The sequence below is a fragment of the Streptomonospora nanhaiensis genome, assembly GCF_013410565.1.
In the GTDB taxonomy this organism is placed as follows: domain Bacteria; phylum Actinomycetota; class Actinomycetes; order Streptosporangiales; family Streptosporangiaceae; genus Streptomonospora; species Streptomonospora nanhaiensis.
In genome coordinates, this window is record NZ_JACCFO010000001.1 from 5,432,274 (window position 1) to 5,450,576 (window position 18,303).

Here is an 18,303-nt window from a genome sequence, read left to right on the forward strand (position 1 = left end):
GCGAACCGCGGGATCGCCTGCATTCTCCCACCGCTGAGGCGATCCCGGCGCCCGACAGGCGTTCACACGCCGATTCTGCGGGCAGGGGACTACGCAGAGGCACGACACGAGCCCCGAGGAGACTCCCATGTCGTCAGTTTGGGCCGTTGGCATCCTGCTCGCCGCCTGCGCGGTGTTCGCCATCTGGTGCCTGGTCCGCTGGACCCAGCAGCCCCGCACCTACTTCCGCGGCGGCCTGGCCGACCCCGAGCGCCGCCGCTTCCCCTGGTGGCGGCGCGGCCGGCTGGCACCGCAGACGGTGGTGGAGGAGCCCGCCGACCGCGGGATCATGGACACCAGCATCGACCACGAGGCCGCAACCCTCATCGAGGGCCCCCGCCACGAGTCCGTCCCCATCACCACCAGCATCGACCGCGAGACCCGCGCCCTGGTCGACGAGGACGCCACCGGCCGCCCCGCCGTCGACCGCTCCATGGAGGTCCACCGCCCCGCCGTCCGCCACGAGGCCGAACTGGAGCCCGACCCCGTCCGCCAGCGCCGCCTGGCCGCCGAGGAGCACGAGAAGGCCGCGGAGGAGTACCGCCGCGCCGCCGAGGCCCGCGAACCAGGAGGCGCCCCCGCCGACGAACCCGCCGCCGGCGAAATCCGCCGGGCCCACACCTTCGACCGCACCAACCGCGACAACGTGTAGGCGGGCTCAGGGCGCCAGGGCCGCGCCCGCCCGCCGGTCGCGACCAATCCCCGCCGACGCCCGCGGCGCCTCGCCGCGGGCGCGCCGCCCATCGCGTCGAGGAGGTGCCGCGAACCGCGCTAACCTTGAGGTGGACACCCGGCTGGTGAGAATCCGCGGCGAGGCCGACTCCAGCGGGCGCGGTTGGACCGCCGCCCTCCAGCCGCTCTGTGCCCCCAAGTGCGACCCGTTAGAGGACGATCCAGCGATGACAGCGGTAGACGGCGACCAGACCGCGGGCGACACCTACGACGCCCGCGCGGTCCAGGAGAAGTGGCAGGCCCGCTGGGCCGAGCAGAACCCCTTCGCGGCCAGTGAGGACCCGGCCGACGACCGTCCGCGCCGCTATGTGGTCGACATGTTCGCCTATCCCTCCGGCGACCTCCACATGGGCCACGCCGAGGCGTTCGCCATCGGTGACGTCATCGCGCGCTACGCGTTCCAGCGCGGCGAGAACGTGCTCCACCCCATCGGCTGGGACTCCTTCGGGCTGCCCGCCGAGAACGCCGCCATCAAGCACAACACCCACCCCGCCGAGTGGACCTACGCCAACATCGAGACCCAGGCGGAGTCCTTCCGGCGCTACGGCATCGCCGTCGACTGGTCGCGGCGGCTGCACACCAGCGACCCCGAGTACTACAAGTGGAACCAGTGGCTGTTCCTGCGGTTCTTCGAGCGCGGGCTGGCCTACCGCAAGGACGGCCTGGTCAACTGGTGCCCCAAGGACCAGACCGTGCTCGCCAACGAGCAGGTCGTGCAGGGCCGCTGCGAGCGCTGCGGCACCGAGGTCGTGCGCCGCAGCCTCAACCAGTGGTACTACCGCATCACCGCCTACGCCGACCGGCTGCTCGACGACATGGACCAGTTGGAGAACGGCAACTGGCCCGACGACGTCCTGACCATGCAGCGCAACTGGATCGGCCGCTCCCACGGTGCCGACGTCCGGTTCGCCATCGAGGGGCGTGAGGAGCCGGTGTCGGTCTTCACCACCCGGCCCGACACCCTCTACGGCGCCACCTTCTTCGTCGTGGCCGCCGACGCCCCGCTGGCCGACGAGCTGTGCGCCGACGACCACCGCGCCGAGTTCGAGGCCTACCGCGAGCAGGTCGCCAAGCTCTCCGACATCGAGCGGCAGTCCACCGAACGCCCCAAGACCGGCGTCTTCCTGGGCCGCTACGCGATCAACCCGGTCAACGGCGAGCGCATCCCGGTGTGGGCCGCCGACTACGTGCTGGCCGACTACGGCCACGGCGCGATCATGGCGGTCCCCGCCCACGACCAGCGCGACCTCGACTTCGCGCTGAAGTTCGGCCTCAAGGTCCGCGAGGTCGTCGACACCGGCGAGCCCAGTCCCGCCGAGTCCGGCGTGGCCACCGCGGGCGAGGGCCGCCTGATGAACTCCGGCCCGCTGGACGGCCTGTCCAAGAGCGAGGCCATCCCGCGGATCATCGAGATCCTGGGCGAGCGCGGCACCGGCTCGGCGGCGGTCAACTACCGCCTGCGCGACTGGCTGCTGTCGCGGCAGCGCTTCTGGGGCACGCCGATCCCGATCGTCCACTGCCCCGACTGCGGCGAGGTCCCGGTCCCCGACGACCAGCTGCCGGTGAAGCTGCCCGACAACCTCAAGGGCGCCGACCTCGCGCCCAAGGGCGTCTCGCCGCTGGCCGCCGCCGCCGACTGGGTCAACACCGAGTGCCCCAAGTGCGGCGGCGCCGCCAAGCGCGACACCGACACCATGGACACCTTCGTGGACTCGTCCTGGTACTTCCTGCGCTACTGCTCGCCGGGCGACGACTCCGCGCCCTTCGACATCGACAAGGTCGCCAAGTGGGGCCCGGTGGACCAGTACATCGGGGGCAAGGAGCACGCGACGCTGCACCTGATGTACGCGCGCTTCTTCGTCAAGGTCCTCTACGACATGGGCATGGTCGGGTTCACCGAGCCGTTCCGGCGGCTGCTGAACCAGGGCCAGGTCATCAACCAGGGCAAGGCGATGTCCAAGTCCCTGGGCAACGGCGTCGACCTCGGCGAGGAGATCGACAAGTACGGCGTCGACGCCGTCCGCCTGACGATGATCTTCGCGGGGCCGCCCGAGGACGACATCGACTGGGCCGACGTCTCGCCGGCCGCGTCGCTGAAGTTCCTGAACCGGGCCTACCGGGTCATGGCCGAGGCCGGTGCGGCGTCGGCGCCCGGGGCCGATCCCGCCTCCGGGGACCTCGCGCTGCGCAAGGCCACGCACCAGGCCCTGGACAAGATCACCGCCGCCGTCGACGCGCAGCGGTTCAACGTCGCGGTCGCGCGCATCATGGAGCTGGTCACGGCCGCGCGCAAGGCCATCGACTCCGGGCCCGGCGCCGCCGACCCCGCCGTGCGCGAGGCCGCCGAGGTGGTCGCGATCACGCTGGCCCTGTTCGCGCCCTACGTCGCCGAGGAGGGCTGGGAGCGCCTGGGGCACACCGGCTCGGTCTCGGTGGGCAACTGGCGCCGGCCCGACCCCGCGCTGCTGACCCAGGAGTCGGTGACGTGTGTCGTGCAGGTCGCCAGCAAGGTCCGTGACAAACTGGAGGTCGCTCCGGACGTCAGCGCCGAGGAACTCGAACGCCTCGCGCTGGCCTCCGAGAAGGTCCAGGCGTTCATCGACGGCAGGGAGGTCCGCAGGATCGTGGTGCGGGCGCCCAAGCTGGTCAACATCGTGGTGGGCTGACCCATGGCGTGGGCCGGCCGTGCCGTCGAGGCGGCGACCGCCTCACCCGCGCGCCTGTGGCTGACCGCGGGGACCGGGGTCGTGCTGCTGGTCGCCGCGTCGCTCACCGCGGGACTCGTCCTGGGCAGCGACGACCCCGCCGTGCAGGCCGACGAGGCCGACGCCTTCGCGTCGGCGCCCGCCTGCTCGGCCGTGCCGGCCGACGCGGTGGAGTCGCTGCTGCCCGGCGCCGCGCTGGAGACCAGCGAGCACGGTCCCATGACCGACGCCGACAGCTCCACCTGCGTGTGGACCTCCATCGGCTCCGACGACGGCCCGCCGCGCTCCCTGCACCTGGACTTCACCGCCCACTTCACCGACAAGGCGGGCGAGGTCAGCGGGGCGCGGGCGGCGGCCCAGCGGCTGGAGCAGCTCGCGCCCATCGGCCGGCTCGACGGCGCCGACCCCGTGCCCGAGCTGGGGGAGGCCGCGCTCGTGTGGCCCGCCACCGGCGACGGCACCTCCGCCGAGGTCGCGTTCCGCCGCGAGAACATGCTGATCCAGGTGTTCTACGGCGGCGACGAGAACGACCAGGGGCAGGGCCTCAGCTACGAGGACGCGCGCGAGGGCGCGATCGAGGTCGCCGAGCGGGTCGCGGAGTCGCTGTAGGCGCCGCGAGCCGCACGCCGCCGCTCCCCGGCGCACCGCCGGCCGCCCGGCGCGGCGCGGTTATCCAATCCGGGCAGCGCACTAGTAGCGTGACGGTCGGTTCACATCCTCGGCGGTCCGGGAACCGGACGGCGCCGGGCGCGCTCTTACCCCAGGGCAGGCCGCGACGCACCGCGCCCGCCTCCGGCCGGGCCACGTAGGACAGGAGGGCACCGATGACCCAGCCACCTTCCGGCGGCGCCGAGCCCGACGAGGGCGAGCCGAACGGCGGGTCGCCCTCGGCGCCGCGCCCCACCCCGCCGCAGGGCGCCCCCGCGCCCCAGCCCGGCCCGCGGCCCCCGTACCCCTCCGTTCCCTCCGCCCCCGGCGGCGACCGGCCCGCGCCGCCCGCCGGTCCGGGCGCGCCCGGACCGGTGCCGCCGCCGCCCACGGCCGGACCGGCCGGACGCGGGCCCGCACCCGGCCGCGCACCCGGACCGGACGGCCCGCCCCAGGGCGGCGCCCGACCGCCCGGCGGCGACGCGCGGCAGGGCGGCGGCGCGCCCGAGGGCCGGGGCGCGCCCCCGGTGCCCGGCAGCCCCGGTGGGGCCGGTGGGACCGCGACGCCACCGCGGGGTGGCGACCGCGCCGCCGGGCCGTCCGCGCCCACGGCCACCGGTACCTTCGCGGCCCCGCCCGCCGCCCCGCGCGGACCCGCGCAGGGCGCCCCCCGACCGCCCGCAGGACCGCCGCAGGGCGCTCCGGGCGGCCCCGGCCTGCCCGCGGCCACCGCCGGGGGCGGCGGACCGGCTGCGCCCGGCTCGGGCGCTGGTCGCGCCCACGCCGCTTCCGGGGGGCCCGGTGGTCCCGCCGGCCCCCAGGCCCCGGGCGCCCCCGGCGTCCCGTATCCGTCCGGTGCCCCCGGTACCCCGGGCGCCTACGGCGCGGGCGTGCCCGGCGGCCCTCCGCCGGGCGAGGTGCCGCCGGTGTCCTCCGCACCCGCCCAGAGCCGGGGCTGCGCCACGGCGGTGGTCGCCACGCTGGGCGTCATCGTGCTGCTGATGGCGATCGGCGGCGTCTGGGCCATCGTGGCGCTGACCTCCGGGGGCGGCGGCGACTACGACACCGTGCCCGACTGCGCGGCGGCCCAGACCGACGCCCTGGAGTCCCTGGTCCCCGACCGCCGCAGCGAACTCGACCAGCCCATCGAGGGCTTCCAGCAGGACTGGCGCGAGGGCCGGGAGTGCCGCTGGGCCACCGACCGCTCCGCGGAGTCCGTGCCCGCCGCCGCGCGGGTGGTGTTCGTGCGCTACGACGACCACAACGGCACCGAGGGCACGGCGGCCGCCGCCGACGCGATGGACGCCGCGGCCGGCCCGCACTCGACCGAGCCGGTGGCGGACCTGGGCGACGAGGCGGTCTCCTGGCACGAGGAGACCCGCGGGTTCGGCTGGGGCTGCGTGGCGGTGCGGATGTCCAACCTCTACACCCTCACCTGCTACACCGCCTCGATCGACTACCAGTCCTCCGAGGCCGTCCCCGCCGAGGAGACCGTCGCGGGCGCCGAGGAGCTCGCTCGGGCGGTGGCCGCCGCCGTCGAGGAGGGCGACTACTAGGCGCCTTCTGCGGACGGCCCTGCCCCGCCCGCGGCGGGCCGGTCCCGGCGGGCGTGGCGGACCCCTGGGGCTCCTCCACCCGCTCCGCGCGGGTCCGGGGAGCGCCGCACCCAGGTAAGCGCGGTCCTGGTTGGCCGGCGGCGCGCGGACCAGACTCGAGCGCGTCAGAACATCCACCGACTCCCGCGCACGACGGCACGGCCCTGCCCGGCGGGCGGGGCCGCACGGCGCGGCTGTCGACAAAGGAGCGTGCATGCGCAGCGTGCCGTTGGACGACTACCGCCTCCTGGACCGTTCGGGGCTGCGGGTCTCCCCGCTCTCCCTGGGCACGATGACCTTCGGCGACGACTGGGGCTGGGGCGCCGCCCCCGACGAGGCCCGGCGGATCTTCGACGGCTATGTCGACCGCGGCGGCAACCACCGGCTCAACATGGTGCGGTCGCTGGAGACCAGCCTGCGGCAGTTGGGGACCGACCACGTCGAGCTGTTCTACCTCCACGGCTGGGACCACACCACCCCGCACGAGGAGGTGATGCGCGGCCTGGACGACCTCGTGCGCAGCGGCGAGATCAGCTACGTCGGCATCGCCAACACCCCGGCGTGGCGCATCGCGGCGATGCAGGTGCTGGCGGACCTGCGGGGCTGGTCGCCGCTCGTCGCCCTGCAGAGCGAGTACAGCCTGGTCCAGCGCACCGCGGAGCACGAGCTGATCCCGATGGCCTCCGGCATGGGGCTGGGCGTGCTGCCGTGGTCCGCGCTCGGCGGAGGGCTGCTCACGGGCAGGTATGGCCGGGCCGACCTGGCCGACCGGACCGGCCAGGACACGGCGGCCGGCACCCGGAAGGGGGTCATCGAGGGCGTCGGCAACCTGACCGAGCGCAACATCGCCATCGCCGAGGTCGTCACCGAGGTCGCCGCGGAGGCGGGTGTCAGCGCGGCGCAGGTGGCGCTGGCGTGGACCCTGCGCAACCCGGCCGTGGTCTCACCGGTTCTGGGGGCGCGCACGGTGCACCAACTGGAGGACAACCTGGGCGCCCTCGACGTGGCGCTGACCGAGGAGCAGGTCGGGCGGCTGGACGCCGTCAGCGACCCGGGCCGGATCTTCCCCGCCGCGTTCATGGACCTGCCCATGGCCCGCGGCCTGGTGTTCGGCGACGTGCGGGTCGCCGACCGGCGGGTGTGAGCCCGGCTGCCTGCCGCGCCCGCCCTTCTCACGGTCCCACGCACCGACCCGACGAAGAGAACCTCGACGCGAAGAAGAGAACGAGGAGAACCATGCCCCCCGTTTACGAGCCCGGCGCGTCCCCCGCCCGGCCTCACGCGGCCGCGACGGTCGCGCGCCTGCACCGCGAGTGGATCCACCGGTGGGACCGCCGCGAGGGCGACCCCGAGTTCGACTTCACCACGGTGTTCGCCGACTTCTACGACTTCGAGGCCGACGACGTCATCCTGTTCGACGACGCGGACCCCGAGCGCCGCGTCTTCCGCGACGCCGCCGCGTTCGGGCGCGCGTTCGCCCCAATGTTCGCCGCGCTGCGCCGCGCCGAGCACGCCGTGGAGGAGGGGCCCGAGGTCCTGGTGTCCGACCGCCTGGCCGCCAGCCGGATGGTGTTCGTCGCGCGGCTCACGGCCGCCGACGGGGCGGTGAGCGCCCTGCGGGCGCTGAACTCCCAGGTGTGGCGGCGGGGCGACGACGGCCGCTGGCGCATCGTCCGGGACCAGACAGCCGTCCACCCCGTCGACCTCCACGAGGCCGCCGCGCTCGCGGCCCAGGCGGGCGGCTGACCGGTCGTATGCGCGCCGACGTGGTTGAACGCCGTATCCGGCGGGTGGCGGGGCCGGGCGGAAGTCCGGCCCCGCGACGTCCCCGGGGCGCGGCGCGGCCGCGCCGGACGCGCCGCCGGCCTGCAGGGCTGTGCCCCGGACTCAGAGCATGATGCGGTGGCTGTCGTGGACCAGGGAGATGAAGTCGGGGAACTCCTCCAGGTCGCCGTACTTGGGGGTGAACAGCACGGCCCCCCACTCGCCGTCGGCGTTGACCCGCGCGGGGTCGAGGAGCCAGAAGTCCTCGCCGGAGGCGACCTCCAGCGCGCGCTCGAAGAAGGCGACGTAGTCGTCGGCGTCGCCCTCTTCGCGGTACATGTCGACGATGTACCCGCCGCTCTCGGTGTCGCGCATCCAGTCCAGTTCCGCGCACGGGTAGACCTCGCTGACCCAGCCGCCGACCCCCAGCCAGCCGTCGCTGGCCTTCAGGAAGGCGCGCAGGCTCGGCGGCAGCCGCACGCCCAGCCGGTCCTCGGCGGCCGCGACGGCCTCCTCGGTGGCGGGCTCGCGGCCCATCCAGCGGGTCCGATGCTGCTCTTCGGTGATGTTCGGCAGCTGGTACTCGTTGGCGGTGCGGATGTAGGTGTCGCCGTAGTCCAGCAGGTAGGCGCGCCACTCCTCCGGTGTGGAGGGCCGCGGGCGGGGGAGGTCGGAGCCGTTTTCGCTCATGCCGTGTCCTTCTGGCGAGGGGGGCCTTGGTGGGGCGGAGCGCCGCCGCGGCAGCAGGGTAGGGCGCCGCACCGACATTCCCCGGGCCGCGCCGCCGCCCCCGGTCCCCGGGTCCCCGCAGCGCTCCTACAGGCCCACCGAGTCCTCCAGGAAGCCGACCAGGGCGGGCGCGACGTCGGGGGAGAAGCGGCGCTGGGAGTCCAGAACGGGCGCGCCGGGCGCGTCGTCGTACACGCGCAGCACGTGGTCGGCGCCCTCGACGTCGACCCGCTCGGCCCCGGGCAGGCCGGTCATCAGCCGGTCGACGTCGGAGCGCTGGATCTGGGAGTCGGCGGTGCCCCACAGCACCAGCACGGGGATGTCGTCGGGTACGTCGCGGGCGAGGTCGACCGGGTCCATGGCGTCGACGGTGCGCAGGAACGGGGCCGTGCGCGGCTCCAGGACGCCGCCCAGCGGCGAGCCCGAGGCGAGGTCGGGCACCTCGCCGTCGCGGATGCCGGCGATGGCGTAGCGGGTGTCGGAGAGCGTCTCCTCGGCCTCGGTGTAGCCGAGGGCGCCCGCCGCCTCGGCCTGGCGGACCTGCTCGGTGACCTGCCGGTCGAGGACGTCGAGGTAGCGCCGCCCCGGAGGGGCCGCCAGCACCAGGGCCGCGGGCGGGGTGCCGCCCGCCAGTTCGTGGGCGCGCAGCGCGAACAGCGCGCCCTCGCTGTGGCCGATCACCACGAGCCGCGCGGGGTCGACCTCGGGCTGGTCGGCCATGAAGGCGTAGGCGGCGGCCACCTCGTCGGCGAAGACGCCGTAGTCGACCGGGGCCTCGGGATCGCGCGAGGCCATGCCCGTGGCGCCGCTGCCGAGCTTGTCGTAGCGCAGCGACGCGACGCCCGCCTCGGCCAGGACGCGTGCGATGTTCTCGTTGGTGCCGGCGTCGGGACGCGCGGGGTTGTCGCCGTCGCGGTCGGTGGGGCCGCTGCCGGAGACGATGAGCGCTGCCGGAAGCCCCTCGCCGCCGTCGGGCGGCAGCGCGAACGTGCCGTGCAGGGTGTCGGGGCCGCTGGTGAAGGTGATGTCGCGTTCGGCCGGGCGCACGCCGGGCGCCGAGGCGATCGGGTTGGGATCGGTCTCGGGCGAGCACGCGGTGCCGAGCAGCAGCAGCGGGAGGGCCGCGAGCGCGGCGAGGGCGCGTGCGGCGCGGGCGGGCGGCGGAGGCACGAGGGGCATGGTCACCACGGTATTGCCCGCCGGGCGGCGGCGGGGCGGGGGCTGCGGGCAGCGGCGGCGCCCGGGGGCGGCGCGGCGGGGGCGGGCGCGGGAGGCCGCCGGTGACCGTGCCGGTAACCCTTGGGTTCCGAATCGGATAAGGGTCCGTGATCTACGGCGAAGATCACGGACCCGTACCAAAGCGAGGCGAAGTCGTTACAGAACGGGTCAGACGCGCCGCAGGACCGCCACGACCTTGCCCAGGATGGTGGCCTGGTCGCCGTTGATGGGCTCGTAGGCGTCGTTGCGCGGCAGCAGCCACACGTGGTCGGAGTCGCGCTTGAAGACCTTCACCGTGGCCTCGTCGTCGAGCAAGGCGGCCACGATGTCGCCGTTGTTGGCGTCGGGCTGCTGGCGGACAACGACCAGGTCACCGTCGGTGATGGCGGCCTCGATCATGGAGTCGCCGACGACGTTGAGCATGAACAGCCGGCCCTCGCCCACGAGCTGCTTGGGCAGGGTGAGGACGTCCTCGATGGACTCCTCGGCCAGGATCGGGCCGCCGGCCGCGATCCGGCCGACCACGGGGACGTCGGTGGCGCGGGAGCCGTCGGCCTCGGGGGTGTCCTCCAGTTGGTCCCAGGAGCGCACCGGGGGCTGTCCCGGTATGCGAATTTCCACCGCTCGTGGGCGATTCTGGTCGCGGTGGAGATAGCCCTTGCGTTGCAAGACCTTCAACTGGTGCGCAACACTGGACGGGCTCGATAGCCCCACCGCGTCGCCGATCTCGCGGATGGACGGCGGGTACCCGCGCTGCCGCACGTAGCGGTGAATGCAGCTCAGCACGCTCTGCTGGCGGGCCGTGAGCTGCGGCGCCCCCTCCGTTCCCTCGGCGGACCCCTGTGGATCGGCGGAAGACGCGGCAGAGGACCGGAGCGCGGTGACGGAGGTTCCGCCCGCGTGAGGTTCCTGGGTTCCGTGGTTCTCCTCCGGCACGGCCGGCCTCCTCGGCGGTCGGTGGGTCAAATGGTGCGGCTATCGGTGCGGACGTCGGGCGGATCCCCGAAAAGGCGGAGCCGACCAGTCGAGCGGGTTTTTCAGCAGCGGTAGCGCGCGTGCCGCCACCTGGAGTGGCGCAGCCGATACCGCGGCGAAACATGTCCAACGTTAGTGCGTGTACACGGCAATATCAAACAAACGTTCGAGATGGTGCTGAAAAATTCGCTCGTATGCGGTAGTAATCGAACGTCAGTTCTAACGAACGGGCGTACGAAGGTGAGGGCAGTGACCATGACTGTTTCCGCGGCTGAATCCGCATCCGCGTGCGAATCCCCTGTGCCCTGGTCAACGTCGTCCGCCGCGCGCCGCGCGGTGCCGCGCCGCCTGTCCGTCGTGTCGGCCGACGACGGCTCCGACAGCGCCCGCCACACCGGCGCGGGCGGTGCCGAGGACCCCGCGCGGGGCGGCCGGGGCCGCGGTGCCGACCACGAGAGCGGGAGCACCGCCGCCGAGCCGTTCGACTGGGCGCGCGAGATCCCCGAGTGGCGCGCGGTGCCCGACCCCCGCCCGGTCCGCAGGAGCCGTCCGCGCCCCGGTCCGCCCGCCTCCCGCGCCGCCGCGCAGCGGCCCGAAGAGGCTCCCGGCGCCGTGCTGGCGCCCGCGGTGTCGCTGTGGCGGCACCGGCTCACCCGCCGCGGCAGAGTGGTCGTGGTGGCCTCGGCCTCGGTGCTGGCCACCGCGCTGCTGTCGGCCGCGTTCATGGCCGCCACCACCGCCGGCGCCGCCGCCTCGAACACCGCCACCGACTCCGTGCTCAACGGCTCCACCCCGGGCACCGTGGTGGTGCGCGAGGGCGACACCCTGTGGGAGATCGCCGAGCGCGTGCGCCCGGGCGACGACCCCCGCCGCACCGTCCACGAGATCGTGCGCGTGAACGGGCTCAGCGAGTCCACCCTCGAACCCGGCCAGGAACTCCTCATGCCGGAGTTCTAACAGCAGGCGGTGACATTCGGGCGCGGCACCCCGCCGGCGGCCGTCCCGGCGGAGACCGGAGCCCGCCGCCCGGCCCGCGCCCCGGCCGCCGCCAAGGGCGCCCGCCGCCGCAGCCGGCGCACGGCGCCCCGCGTGCCGCACCGCCGCGCCGCACACGCGTACGCGGTCCGTACGACCCGTGTCCCCGCCTTCCGCGCGGGAGGCTCTAGAGGTCGGCCACCCGCCAGTCCGCCGGGGGATCGGCCACCAGCCGCACCTCGCCGGCGCGCAGGTCCTCGGGCCCGGGAACCGTGGTTCCGGGCATCGCCACGGCCGCCGCGCCCCACGCCACCGCGCGGCACAGCCGCTCCTCGGGCGGCCCCTCGGCCGACAGGTAGCCCGCCAGGGAGCAGTCGCCCGCGCCCACCGTGCTGCGCGGCACCACCTCCGGGCCCTGCGCCCACCAGGTGCGGTCGCGGTCGACCAGCAGCGCCCCGTGGGCGCCCAGGGTCACCAGCACCAGTCGGTTGCCCCAGGACACCACCTCGCGCGCCGCCCCGACCACGTCGCCGACGGTCTCCAGGGGGCGGCCCAGCAGTTCGGCCAGCTCCTCCAGGTTGGGCTTGAGCAGCGCGAAGTCGCCGGCGCCCGCGGCCGCCTCCAGGGGCTTGCCCGAGGTGTCCAGGGCCACCGGCACGCCCCGGGCGGCCGCCAGCCGGCCGATCCGGGCGTAGAGGTCGGGAGGGGTCCCACCGGGCAGGCTGCCGCTGGCCACCAGCCACTGCGGCTCGCGCGCGAGTTCGGCGTCGAGGGCCGCCAGCAGCTCCTCTACCTCGGCGGTGGTGAGGGCCGGGCCGCTGCTGTTGAGCTTGGTGGTGGTGCCGTCGGCCTCGGTGACGGTGATGTTGGTGCGCGTGGCGTCGGTGATGGGCACCCGGACGCAGGGCAGGTCGCCCAGCAGCGCGGTGAGTTCGGCCCCCTGGGGGCCGCCGACGGGGAGCACGGCGGTGGTGTCGCGGCCGTTGCGGCGCAGCGCCCGCGAGACGTTGACGCCCTTGCCCCCGGCCTGGGTGCGCGCGGACTGGACGCGCAGGATCTCGCCCGGCTCGAGCCTGGGGACTTCGAGGGTGTGGTCGACACTGGGATTGGGCGTGCAGGTGAGGATCATGCGGGCGTGCTCCGTGGTTCGACTGCGCGGGTGGTCGGCGACCGTCTCGGAGTCGAGCCCGCGGGCAGGGCGGCACGGCCCGCCGCCGGGGCGGGAGGTCCGCGGCGGCCGCACCGGGCACGGCCGCGCCGGTGACCCCCTCGTGTGGGTGCGGGGTGCCGGCTCCTGCGCGGTGCCGGCCTCACGCGTGCGCCCCACGTGTGTCGGTCCGTTTGGTTGGTTCTTCCTTTGATTATGTCCGTTTTGCGAGGGAAGTCAATTGCTTTTGGTGTGTTTTGCGATGTGAGGCGGCATGGCCACACGCCGTGAGTCCGCACGGCCACGCTACGCCACCGCGGGGACGGGCCGCCGGAACGGCCCTCCCGCGGCCGGCCGCCCCCGCCCGGGCGGGCGCCCGCCCGCCCCGGCGCCCCGCCGCGCGGCCCCGGGTCAGGGGGCGGGGATGTCCTCGGGCAGCAGCGCGTTGAAGTCCTCGGCCGCGAGGTCCCCGCCGCGCACCAGCCGCCCCGCCTGCCGCGTGATCATGCGCTCCAGCACCTGGCGGGCGTAGCGGCCGTTGCCGAACGCGGCGTCGCGCGGAACCGCCGAGAAGTGCGCGTGCAGCGCCGCCAGGGTCTCCTCCCCGCACACGTACCCCGAGGCGGTCGCCATGCTCTGGACGATCGTGACCAGTTCGTCGTCGCTGTAGGAGGCGAACTCCACGTGGTGGTTGAACCGCGACGCCAGACCGGGGTTGGACGCCAGGAACCGCTGCATCTCGCCGGTGTAGCCGGCCACGATCACCACCACCTCGTCGCGGTGGTCCTCCATCAGCTTGACCAGGGTGTCGATCGCCTCCTGGCCGAAGTCGTTGCCGCTGGCGCCCGCGGGGGCCAGCGTGTACGCCTCGTCGATGAACAGCACGCCGCCCTTGGCGCGCTCGAACACCTCGGCCGTCATCTGGGCGGTGTGGCCGATGTAGCGCCCGACGAGGTCGGAGCGGGCCGTCTCGATGACCTGGCCGCCGGGCAGCACGCCCAGGGTGTGCAGCAGCCGCCCGTAGAGCCGGGCGACCGTGGTCTTGCCGGTACCGGGCGGCCCGGCGAAGACCAGGTGGTGGCTCATCGGCGCCACCGGCAGGCCCATGGACGCCCGCCGCTGCGCCATGATCACCAGGTTGATGAGGTCGTTGACGGTCTCCTTGACCTGGGACAGGCCGATCATGCCGTCCAGTTCGGCGCGCAAAGCCGTCAGGTCGTCCTGCGTGGCGCCGGCCGAGCCGCCCTCCAGCACCTCCGGCCCCAGGTCGTCGGGGATCAGCCGCGCCAGCTCCGCCGGGTCGTCGGGCGCCTCGCCGCCGAGGCGGTAGGCCTGCCGGTCGATCATCCCCTCGAAGATCTTGCGCGCGTCGCGGCCGTTGCCGAACGCCGGGCCCTTGGGGATCCGCTCGAAGTAGTCGCTCAGCGCCTCGACGGTGGCCTCGTCCATCGTGTAGTGGTTGGCCTCGCACATGTTGCGCACGATCTGGACCAGTTCGTCGACCTCGTAGTTGGGGAACTCGATCGTCTTGCTGAACCGCGACGCCAGGCCGGGGTTGGCCGCCAGGAACCGCTGCATGTTCTCGGTGTAGCCGGCGACGATGACCACCACCTCGTCGCGGTGGTCCTCCATCAGCTTGACCAGGGTGTCGATGGCCTCGCGGCCGAAGTCGGGGCCGCTGCCGCCCTCGCCCTCCGACAGCGTGTACGCCTCGTCGACGAACAGCACACCGCCCTTGGCGCGCTCGAACACCTCGGTCGTCTTGATCGCGGTGCCGCCGACGTACTGCGACACCAGGTCGGCGCGCGCCACCTCGACCACGTGGCCGTAGCGCAGCACGTCCAGGTCGGCCAGGATCTGGCCGTAGAGGCGGGCCACCGTGGTCTTGCCGGTACCGGGCGGGCCGCCGAACACCAGGTGCCGGCTCATCGTGGGCGTGGGCAGGCCCATCTCGGCGCGCCGCCGGTTCATCTGGGTGCGCTTGATCAGCGTCTTGACCTCGTGTTTGACACTGGCCAGCCCGACCAGGCCGTCCAGTTCGGCCAGCGGCCCGCTGGGCTGCGGCTCGCCGTCCTCGGCGTCGTCGGCGGCGGCGCCGGGGGGCGCCGCGGACGACGGCGCCGGAGCGGTGCCGGCGTCCTCGCCGTAGGCGTCGGGCGAGCCGTTGTCGTGGCTGAGCAGGTCCTCGGCGCGCACCCGGTCGCTCTTGGCGGTCTGGCGCAGCCCCGAGCGCTTGTTCTCGCGCACCGAGCAGTCCTCCAGGACCACGTCCTCGGTGGAGTGCACCAGCACGCCGTCGCCGCCGTTGCCGAACACCTCGCAGTGCCGCAGCGCGGCGGTGGCGCCGGCGGCGATCAGCACCCCGTTGCGGCGCCCGTTGTAGACGCGCGAGCGCAGCACCGACACCTCGCCGCCGTTGTGCACCGCGATCCCCTCGTTGACGCAGCCGGAGATGTCGCAGTCGCGCAGGTCGGCCTTTGCCTTGGCGCCGACGGTGACCCCGTTCTCCTGGCTGTCGCTGACCTGCACCCCGGTCAGCAGCGGCCGCGAGCCCTCGTTGACCATGATCGCGGCCTTGCCGGTGCGGTCCAGCGAGACGTCCTCCAGGCGGCCGTGCCCCTCCTTGCGGAAGAGCACGCCCTGGCCGCGGGTGTCGGTGACGGCGATGCCGCGCAGGAACGGCGCGCACTCCTCGATCACGATGCCCGGCCCCGAGGTGCCGGTGACGATTCCGCGGTCGAACTCGGCGGTGGTGCCGCCGCTGAGGCTGACACCCGTGCCGCCGCGCACGGTCAGCCCGATGAAGGTGGTGCCCGCGCGGTCCTCGGCGCGCACGCCGTCGCCCTCGCTGTCGGTCACGTCGCAGTCGGCGAACAGGCCGCGGGCCTTGCCCCACACGTGGATGCCGACCCCCTTGGCGCGGTTGACCGCCACCCGCGACAGCTGCGGGTCGGCACCGCTGTGCACGCCCACGCCGCGCCCGCCGACGTCCTCGATGACGCAGTCCTCCACCACCGGCCGGGCGCGGCTGGAGATCACCAGGCCGTCGCCCTTGGTGTCGTGGACGCGGGTGTCGCGCACGCTGGTGGAGGCGTCGTCCTCCAGGGCGATGGCGGGCTTGGTGGTGCCGGAGATGTCGCAGCCCTCGACCGTGCCGGCGGCCTGCCCGCTGGCGAACAGGCCGTTGCCGCCGGCGTCGCGCAGCACGCACGAGCGCACCGTGGGCCGGCCCCGCTCGCCGATGACCAGGGCGCTGGTGCTGACCTCCTCGATGAGGCAGTCCTCCACCGCGCTGGGCTCGGCCGCGGTGATCACCACACCGGCCCCGCCCGAGCAGGTCACGCGGCACTCGCGCATCGCCAGCGCGCCGCTGCCGCGCACCGACACCGCCGCCCAGGCCACGGAGCTGATCTCGCAGTCGGCCATCTCGACCTGCCCGGCCGCGATGTCCACGGCGGGGCGCTCGTCGTTGCGGCCGCTGAGCACCAGCCCCGAGAGCTTCACCGCCTCGGCCGCCGAGGCCACCGCGCTGCGCTCGTCGGCGAGCACCTCCACACTGCCGCGCCCGTCGCGCGCCACCAGGGTGACCACCTTGCGCAGCACGAGGCTCTCCTCGTAGCGGCCGGGGGCGATCGAGATCACGGCACCGTTCTCGGCCGCAGCGACCGCCGCGCCGATCGTCGGATGCGCGTCCGCGGATCCCGGGTCGACCGTAAGAAGCTGCCTGGCCATCGGAACGTTCCTTCTCTTCCGGTTGCGGGACAGCCCGCCACCGGGCCGTCATGGGTGTGCGGGTGGGCGGTGCCGAACACCGCCCACCGGGGCGGACATCAGGTGCAGGTCGCCCGCACGGCGGAGGCCGCGACGTGCGTGGTGGCGCCCTGGTCGGCCAGGCTGTTCTCGCCGATGTTGGTCAACTGGACGGTGAACTGCTCGGCGGGGGAGGTGAAGCCGGTGACCCGCACCCATCCTCCCCTGGCGGACGCCTGCTCGACGCCGAAGACGGCCGCGGCGGTTCCGGAGGGCTGCGCCCCCGGGAAGATCTGGTACATGGCCTCCTGCTCGGCAACCCACTGCGGGCTCTCGTCGTCGGGCACGAAGACGAACAGGTCGCAGTCGGCGTCGGCGCGGCCGGGCCGGAAGGTCCAGTAGGCGAACCGGCCGTCGCCGTGCTCGGTGGTGCCCGACACCGGGATGGCGTCGTAGGAGCCGTCGCACCCCTCGTCGGCGTAGCCGCCGGAGCGGGTGGCCCAGCCGTCGGTGCCGGCGCCCTCGGCGCCGTAGGCGGCCGCCGAGCCCGCGGGGCAGCCCGGCCCGGCGATCGCGGTGAAGGAGGTGGCGGGCTCCGAGGCGGAGGGGCTCGGCGAGCGGTCCCCGGCCGCGGCGGCGGCTCCGGACTCCGCCCCGCCGTCGGCGGGGCCGTCGTCCTCCCCGCCGGGGGAGGACTCTCCGCCGGGGGAGGCGCCGGCCGCCATGGGCGCGGTGCCGGGGCCGTCGGCCCCGCCGCCGCCCCCGTCTCCGCCCCCACCGCCGCCGGTGGTGGCGCCCGCGTCGGCCCCGCCGCCGTCGCCGGCCGCCGCGCCGCCGTCGCCGCCCTCGCCCTCGTCCTCGGGCGGGGCGCTGGCGACCGGTGCGCCGCCGGGACCGTTCTCGGCGGCGGCCCCGGGGGCATCACCGCCCGGCGCGTTCGGACCGGAGGCGTCCTCCGGCATGGCCTCGGGCACGAACCCCGGGTCCTCCTGCGCCTGTCCCGCGCCGCCGCCCGCACCCGCGCCCGCCGCGTCGGCCGCGGAGTCGCCGCCGTCCTGGCGGGCGCCTCCGGAGCCCGGGCCGTCCGCGCGCAGGCCCGCGCCGGCGGCGGTGATCGGCACCGTGGCCACCGTCTCGGGCCGGCTCAGCGCCGACAGCGCCAGCGGCACCACCACCAGCAGCGCGCCGGCGATGGCGGCGCCCGCGATGGCCGGCGCCCCCGGCCGGCCCAGCGGGCGGCCGGTGTCCGCCGCCGGCTTGGCCAGGGGCGCCGGATCGCTGTCGGGCACGGTGATACCCGGCCGGCCGGCGGCGCGGGCCGGCGCGGCCGTACGGGCCGGCGGCCCGGCCTGCTCGGCGAATCCGGTGTCGGGCGCCGGCGCGCGCGCCGGTTCGGGCGGCCGGTTCAGCGGAATCCGCCGGGGCCAGGTCAGCAGTCCCGCCGGGCCGCGGCCGCGCGTCTGGCCGGCGGACTGGAAGGAGGGTTCGGTCATGGGGGTCGGTCGCCCTTCCGTGGGCGGACGCGGCGGGCCTGGCGGGCCCGGCGCGTCCTGCGGGGGTTCCTACGGGGGATGAGCGGGGGTCAGCGCCGGCCGCCGCCGCCGGTCTCGGAGCCGCCGGCGGTGCCGGCGATCTGGGCGATGTTGGCCTCTTCGGTCACCTGGAAGTTCTTGGCGGTCAGGATGGTGTTGTCGGCCGACATCCGCAGCGCCTCGGCGATGTAGCCGAGGTAGGTCATGAGGTTGGTCTGGAGCGGGCCGAGCACCTTCTCCATCTGCTCGGCGAACTCGTCGCCCTCGCCCCACGGCTTGCCGAGCGCCGCGCTGGCCGCCTCGTAGCGGCGGATGAGGTCGTCGATCATGTCCGCGGGCACATGGATGTTCATGCCGTCCCGCGAGACGCCTTCGGGGAAGACGAAGAGGTCCACCGAGCCGTCGGGGTTGACCGTCACAGAGTCGCCAGGGGGCATGTCGGCTGGTCCTTTCATATCGGGGCGGAGCAGGGCCGCCGGAGCGCGCGGCGGATG

Annotated in this window: 14 protein-coding genes; 7 read left to right on the forward strand and 7 right to left on the reverse strand. The window is 74.8% G+C overall.

The genetic code is table 11. The annotated features are described in order from the left end of the window. The first annotated feature begins 127 nt into the window (after window positions 1-127). The 6 genes from HNR12_RS24155 to HNR12_RS24180 all read left to right on the forward strand — a co-directional run bounded on the left by HNR12_RS24155 (window position 128) and on the right by HNR12_RS24180 (window position 7,465). A complete protein-coding gene (locus tag HNR12_RS24155) occupies window positions 128-691 on the forward strand; it encodes a hypothetical protein (RefSeq protein WP_179769700.1) in 564 nt (187 codons plus the stop codon). 247 nt (window positions 692-938) lie between these two features. After that, complete coding sequence (gene leuS, locus HNR12_RS24160) at window positions 939-3,437, forward strand: leucine--tRNA ligase (RefSeq protein ID WP_179769701.1); 2,499 nt, start codon at window positions 939-941, stop codon at window positions 3,435-3,437. A 3-nt stretch (window positions 3,438-3,440) separates the two neighbouring features. Next, entirely contained in the window at window positions 3,441-4,085 is a 645-nt protein-coding gene (locus tag HNR12_RS24165; protein WP_179769702.1) for a hypothetical protein, read from the forward strand. A gap of 965 nt (window positions 4,086-5,050) precedes the next feature. Continuing rightward, window positions 5,051-5,680 carry a hypothetical protein gene (locus HNR12_RS24170; RefSeq protein WP_179769703.1) on the forward strand — a complete coding sequence of 210 codons (630 nt, stop codon included), beginning with the start codon at window positions 5,051-5,053 and terminating at the stop codon, window positions 5,678-5,680. Window positions 5,681-5,933: 253 nt separating this feature from the next. After that, window positions 5,934-6,863, forward strand: a complete 930-nt coding sequence (locus HNR12_RS24175) for an aldo/keto reductase (RefSeq protein WP_179769704.1) — start codon at window positions 5,934-5,936, stop codon at window positions 6,861-6,863. Window positions 6,864-6,955: 92 nt separating this feature from the next. Then, entirely contained in the window at window positions 6,956-7,465 is a 510-nt protein-coding gene (locus HNR12_RS24180) for a YybH family protein (RefSeq protein ID WP_179769705.1), read from the forward strand. Window positions 7,466-7,606: 141 nt separating this feature from the next. On the opposite strand, the gene HNR12_RS24185 is transcribed toward HNR12_RS24180, so the two are convergent. The 3 genes from HNR12_RS24185 to lexA all read right to left on the reverse strand — a co-directional run bounded on the left by HNR12_RS24185 (window position 7,607) and on the right by lexA (window position 10,216). After that, on the reverse strand, window positions 7,607-8,173 hold the full coding sequence (locus HNR12_RS24185; protein WP_179769706.1) for an SMI1/KNR4 family protein: 567 nt from the start codon (window positions 8,171-8,173) through the stop codon (window positions 7,607-7,609). Between the two features lie 126 nt (window positions 8,174-8,299). Next, window positions 8,300-9,391, reverse strand: coding sequence for an alpha/beta fold hydrolase (locus HNR12_RS24190; protein WP_179769707.1), 1,092 nt, complete (start codon window positions 9,389-9,391; stop codon window positions 8,300-8,302). A gap of 207 nt (window positions 9,392-9,598) precedes the next feature. Next, complete coding sequence (gene lexA, locus HNR12_RS24195) at window positions 9,599-10,216, reverse strand: transcriptional repressor LexA (RefSeq protein WP_372451073.1); 618 nt, start codon at window positions 10,214-10,216, stop codon at window positions 9,599-9,601. Between the two features lie 489 nt (window positions 10,217-10,705). On the opposite strand from lexA, the gene HNR12_RS29620 reads away from it, so the two are divergent. Continuing rightward, on the forward strand, window positions 10,706-11,362 hold the full coding sequence (locus HNR12_RS29620) for a LysM peptidoglycan-binding domain-containing protein (protein ID WP_308118858.1): 657 nt from the start codon (window positions 10,706-10,708) through the stop codon (window positions 11,360-11,362). Between the two features lie 205 nt (window positions 11,363-11,567). Here the strand turns inward: HNR12_RS29620 and pfkB are convergent, their stop codons facing one another. The 4 genes from pfkB to HNR12_RS24220 all read right to left on the reverse strand — a co-directional run bounded on the left by pfkB (window position 11,568) and on the right by HNR12_RS24220 (window position 18,246). After that, entirely contained in the window at window positions 11,568-12,509 is a 942-nt protein-coding gene (pfkB, locus tag HNR12_RS24205) for a 1-phosphofructokinase (protein WP_179769709.1), read from the reverse strand. 429 nt (window positions 12,510-12,938) lie between these two features. Beyond that, the gene (locus HNR12_RS24210) at window positions 12,939-16,259 is read right to left on the reverse strand and encodes a right-handed parallel beta-helix repeat-containing protein (RefSeq protein WP_179769710.1); all 3,321 of its coding nucleotides are present in this window, start codon (window positions 16,257-16,259) and stop codon (window positions 12,939-12,941) included. Window positions 16,260-16,357: 98 nt separating this feature from the next. Further along, entirely contained in the window at window positions 16,358-17,770 is a 1,413-nt protein-coding gene (locus HNR12_RS29270) for a hypothetical protein (protein WP_179769711.1), read from the reverse strand. A gap of 89 nt (window positions 17,771-17,859) precedes the next feature. Continuing rightward, on the reverse strand, window positions 17,860-18,246 hold the full coding sequence (locus HNR12_RS24220) for a hypothetical protein (RefSeq protein WP_179769712.1): 387 nt from the start codon (window positions 18,244-18,246) through the stop codon (window positions 17,860-17,862). Window positions 18,247-18,303 lie beyond the last annotated feature (57 nt).

What these genes read in the sequence shown, in the direction of transcription:
- HNR12_RS24220 (WP_179769712.1), bottom strand. Translation starts at nt 18,246, where the DNA reads ATGCCCCCTGGCGACTCTGTGACGGTCAACCCCGACGGCTCGGTGGAC.
- HNR12_RS24210 (WP_179769710.1), bottom strand. Translation starts at nt 16,259, where the DNA reads ATGGCCAGGCAGCTTCTTACGGTCGACCCGGGATCCGCGGACGCGCAT.
- HNR12_RS24185 (WP_179769706.1), bottom strand. Translation starts at nt 8,173, where the DNA reads ATGAGCGAAAACGGCTCCGACCTCCCCCGCCCGCGGCCCTCCACACCG.
- leuS (WP_179769701.1), top strand. Translation starts at nt 939, where the DNA reads ATGACAGCGGTAGACGGCGACCAGACCGCGGGCGACACCTACGACGCC.
- HNR12_RS24180 (WP_179769705.1), top strand. Translation starts at nt 6,956, where the DNA reads ATGCCCCCCGTTTACGAGCCCGGCGCGTCCCCCGCCCGGCCTCACGCG.
- HNR12_RS24165 (WP_179769702.1), top strand. Translation starts at nt 3,441, where the DNA reads ATGGCGTGGGCCGGCCGTGCCGTCGAGGCGGCGACCGCCTCACCCGCG.
- HNR12_RS29270 (WP_179769711.1), bottom strand. Translation starts at nt 17,770, where the DNA reads ATGACCGAACCCTCCTTCCAGTCCGCCGGCCAGACGCGCGGCCGCGGC.
- HNR12_RS24175 (WP_179769704.1), top strand. Translation starts at nt 5,934, where the DNA reads ATGCGCAGCGTGCCGTTGGACGACTACCGCCTCCTGGACCGTTCGGGG.
- pfkB (WP_179769709.1), bottom strand. Translation starts at nt 12,509, where the DNA reads ATGATCCTCACCTGCACGCCCAATCCCAGTGTCGACCACACCCTCGAA.
- HNR12_RS24155 (WP_179769700.1), top strand. Translation starts at nt 128, where the DNA reads ATGTCGTCAGTTTGGGCCGTTGGCATCCTGCTCGCCGCCTGCGCGGTG.
- HNR12_RS24190 (WP_179769707.1), bottom strand. Translation starts at nt 9,391, where the DNA reads ATGCCCCTCGTGCCTCCGCCGCCCGCCCGCGCCGCACGCGCCCTCGCC.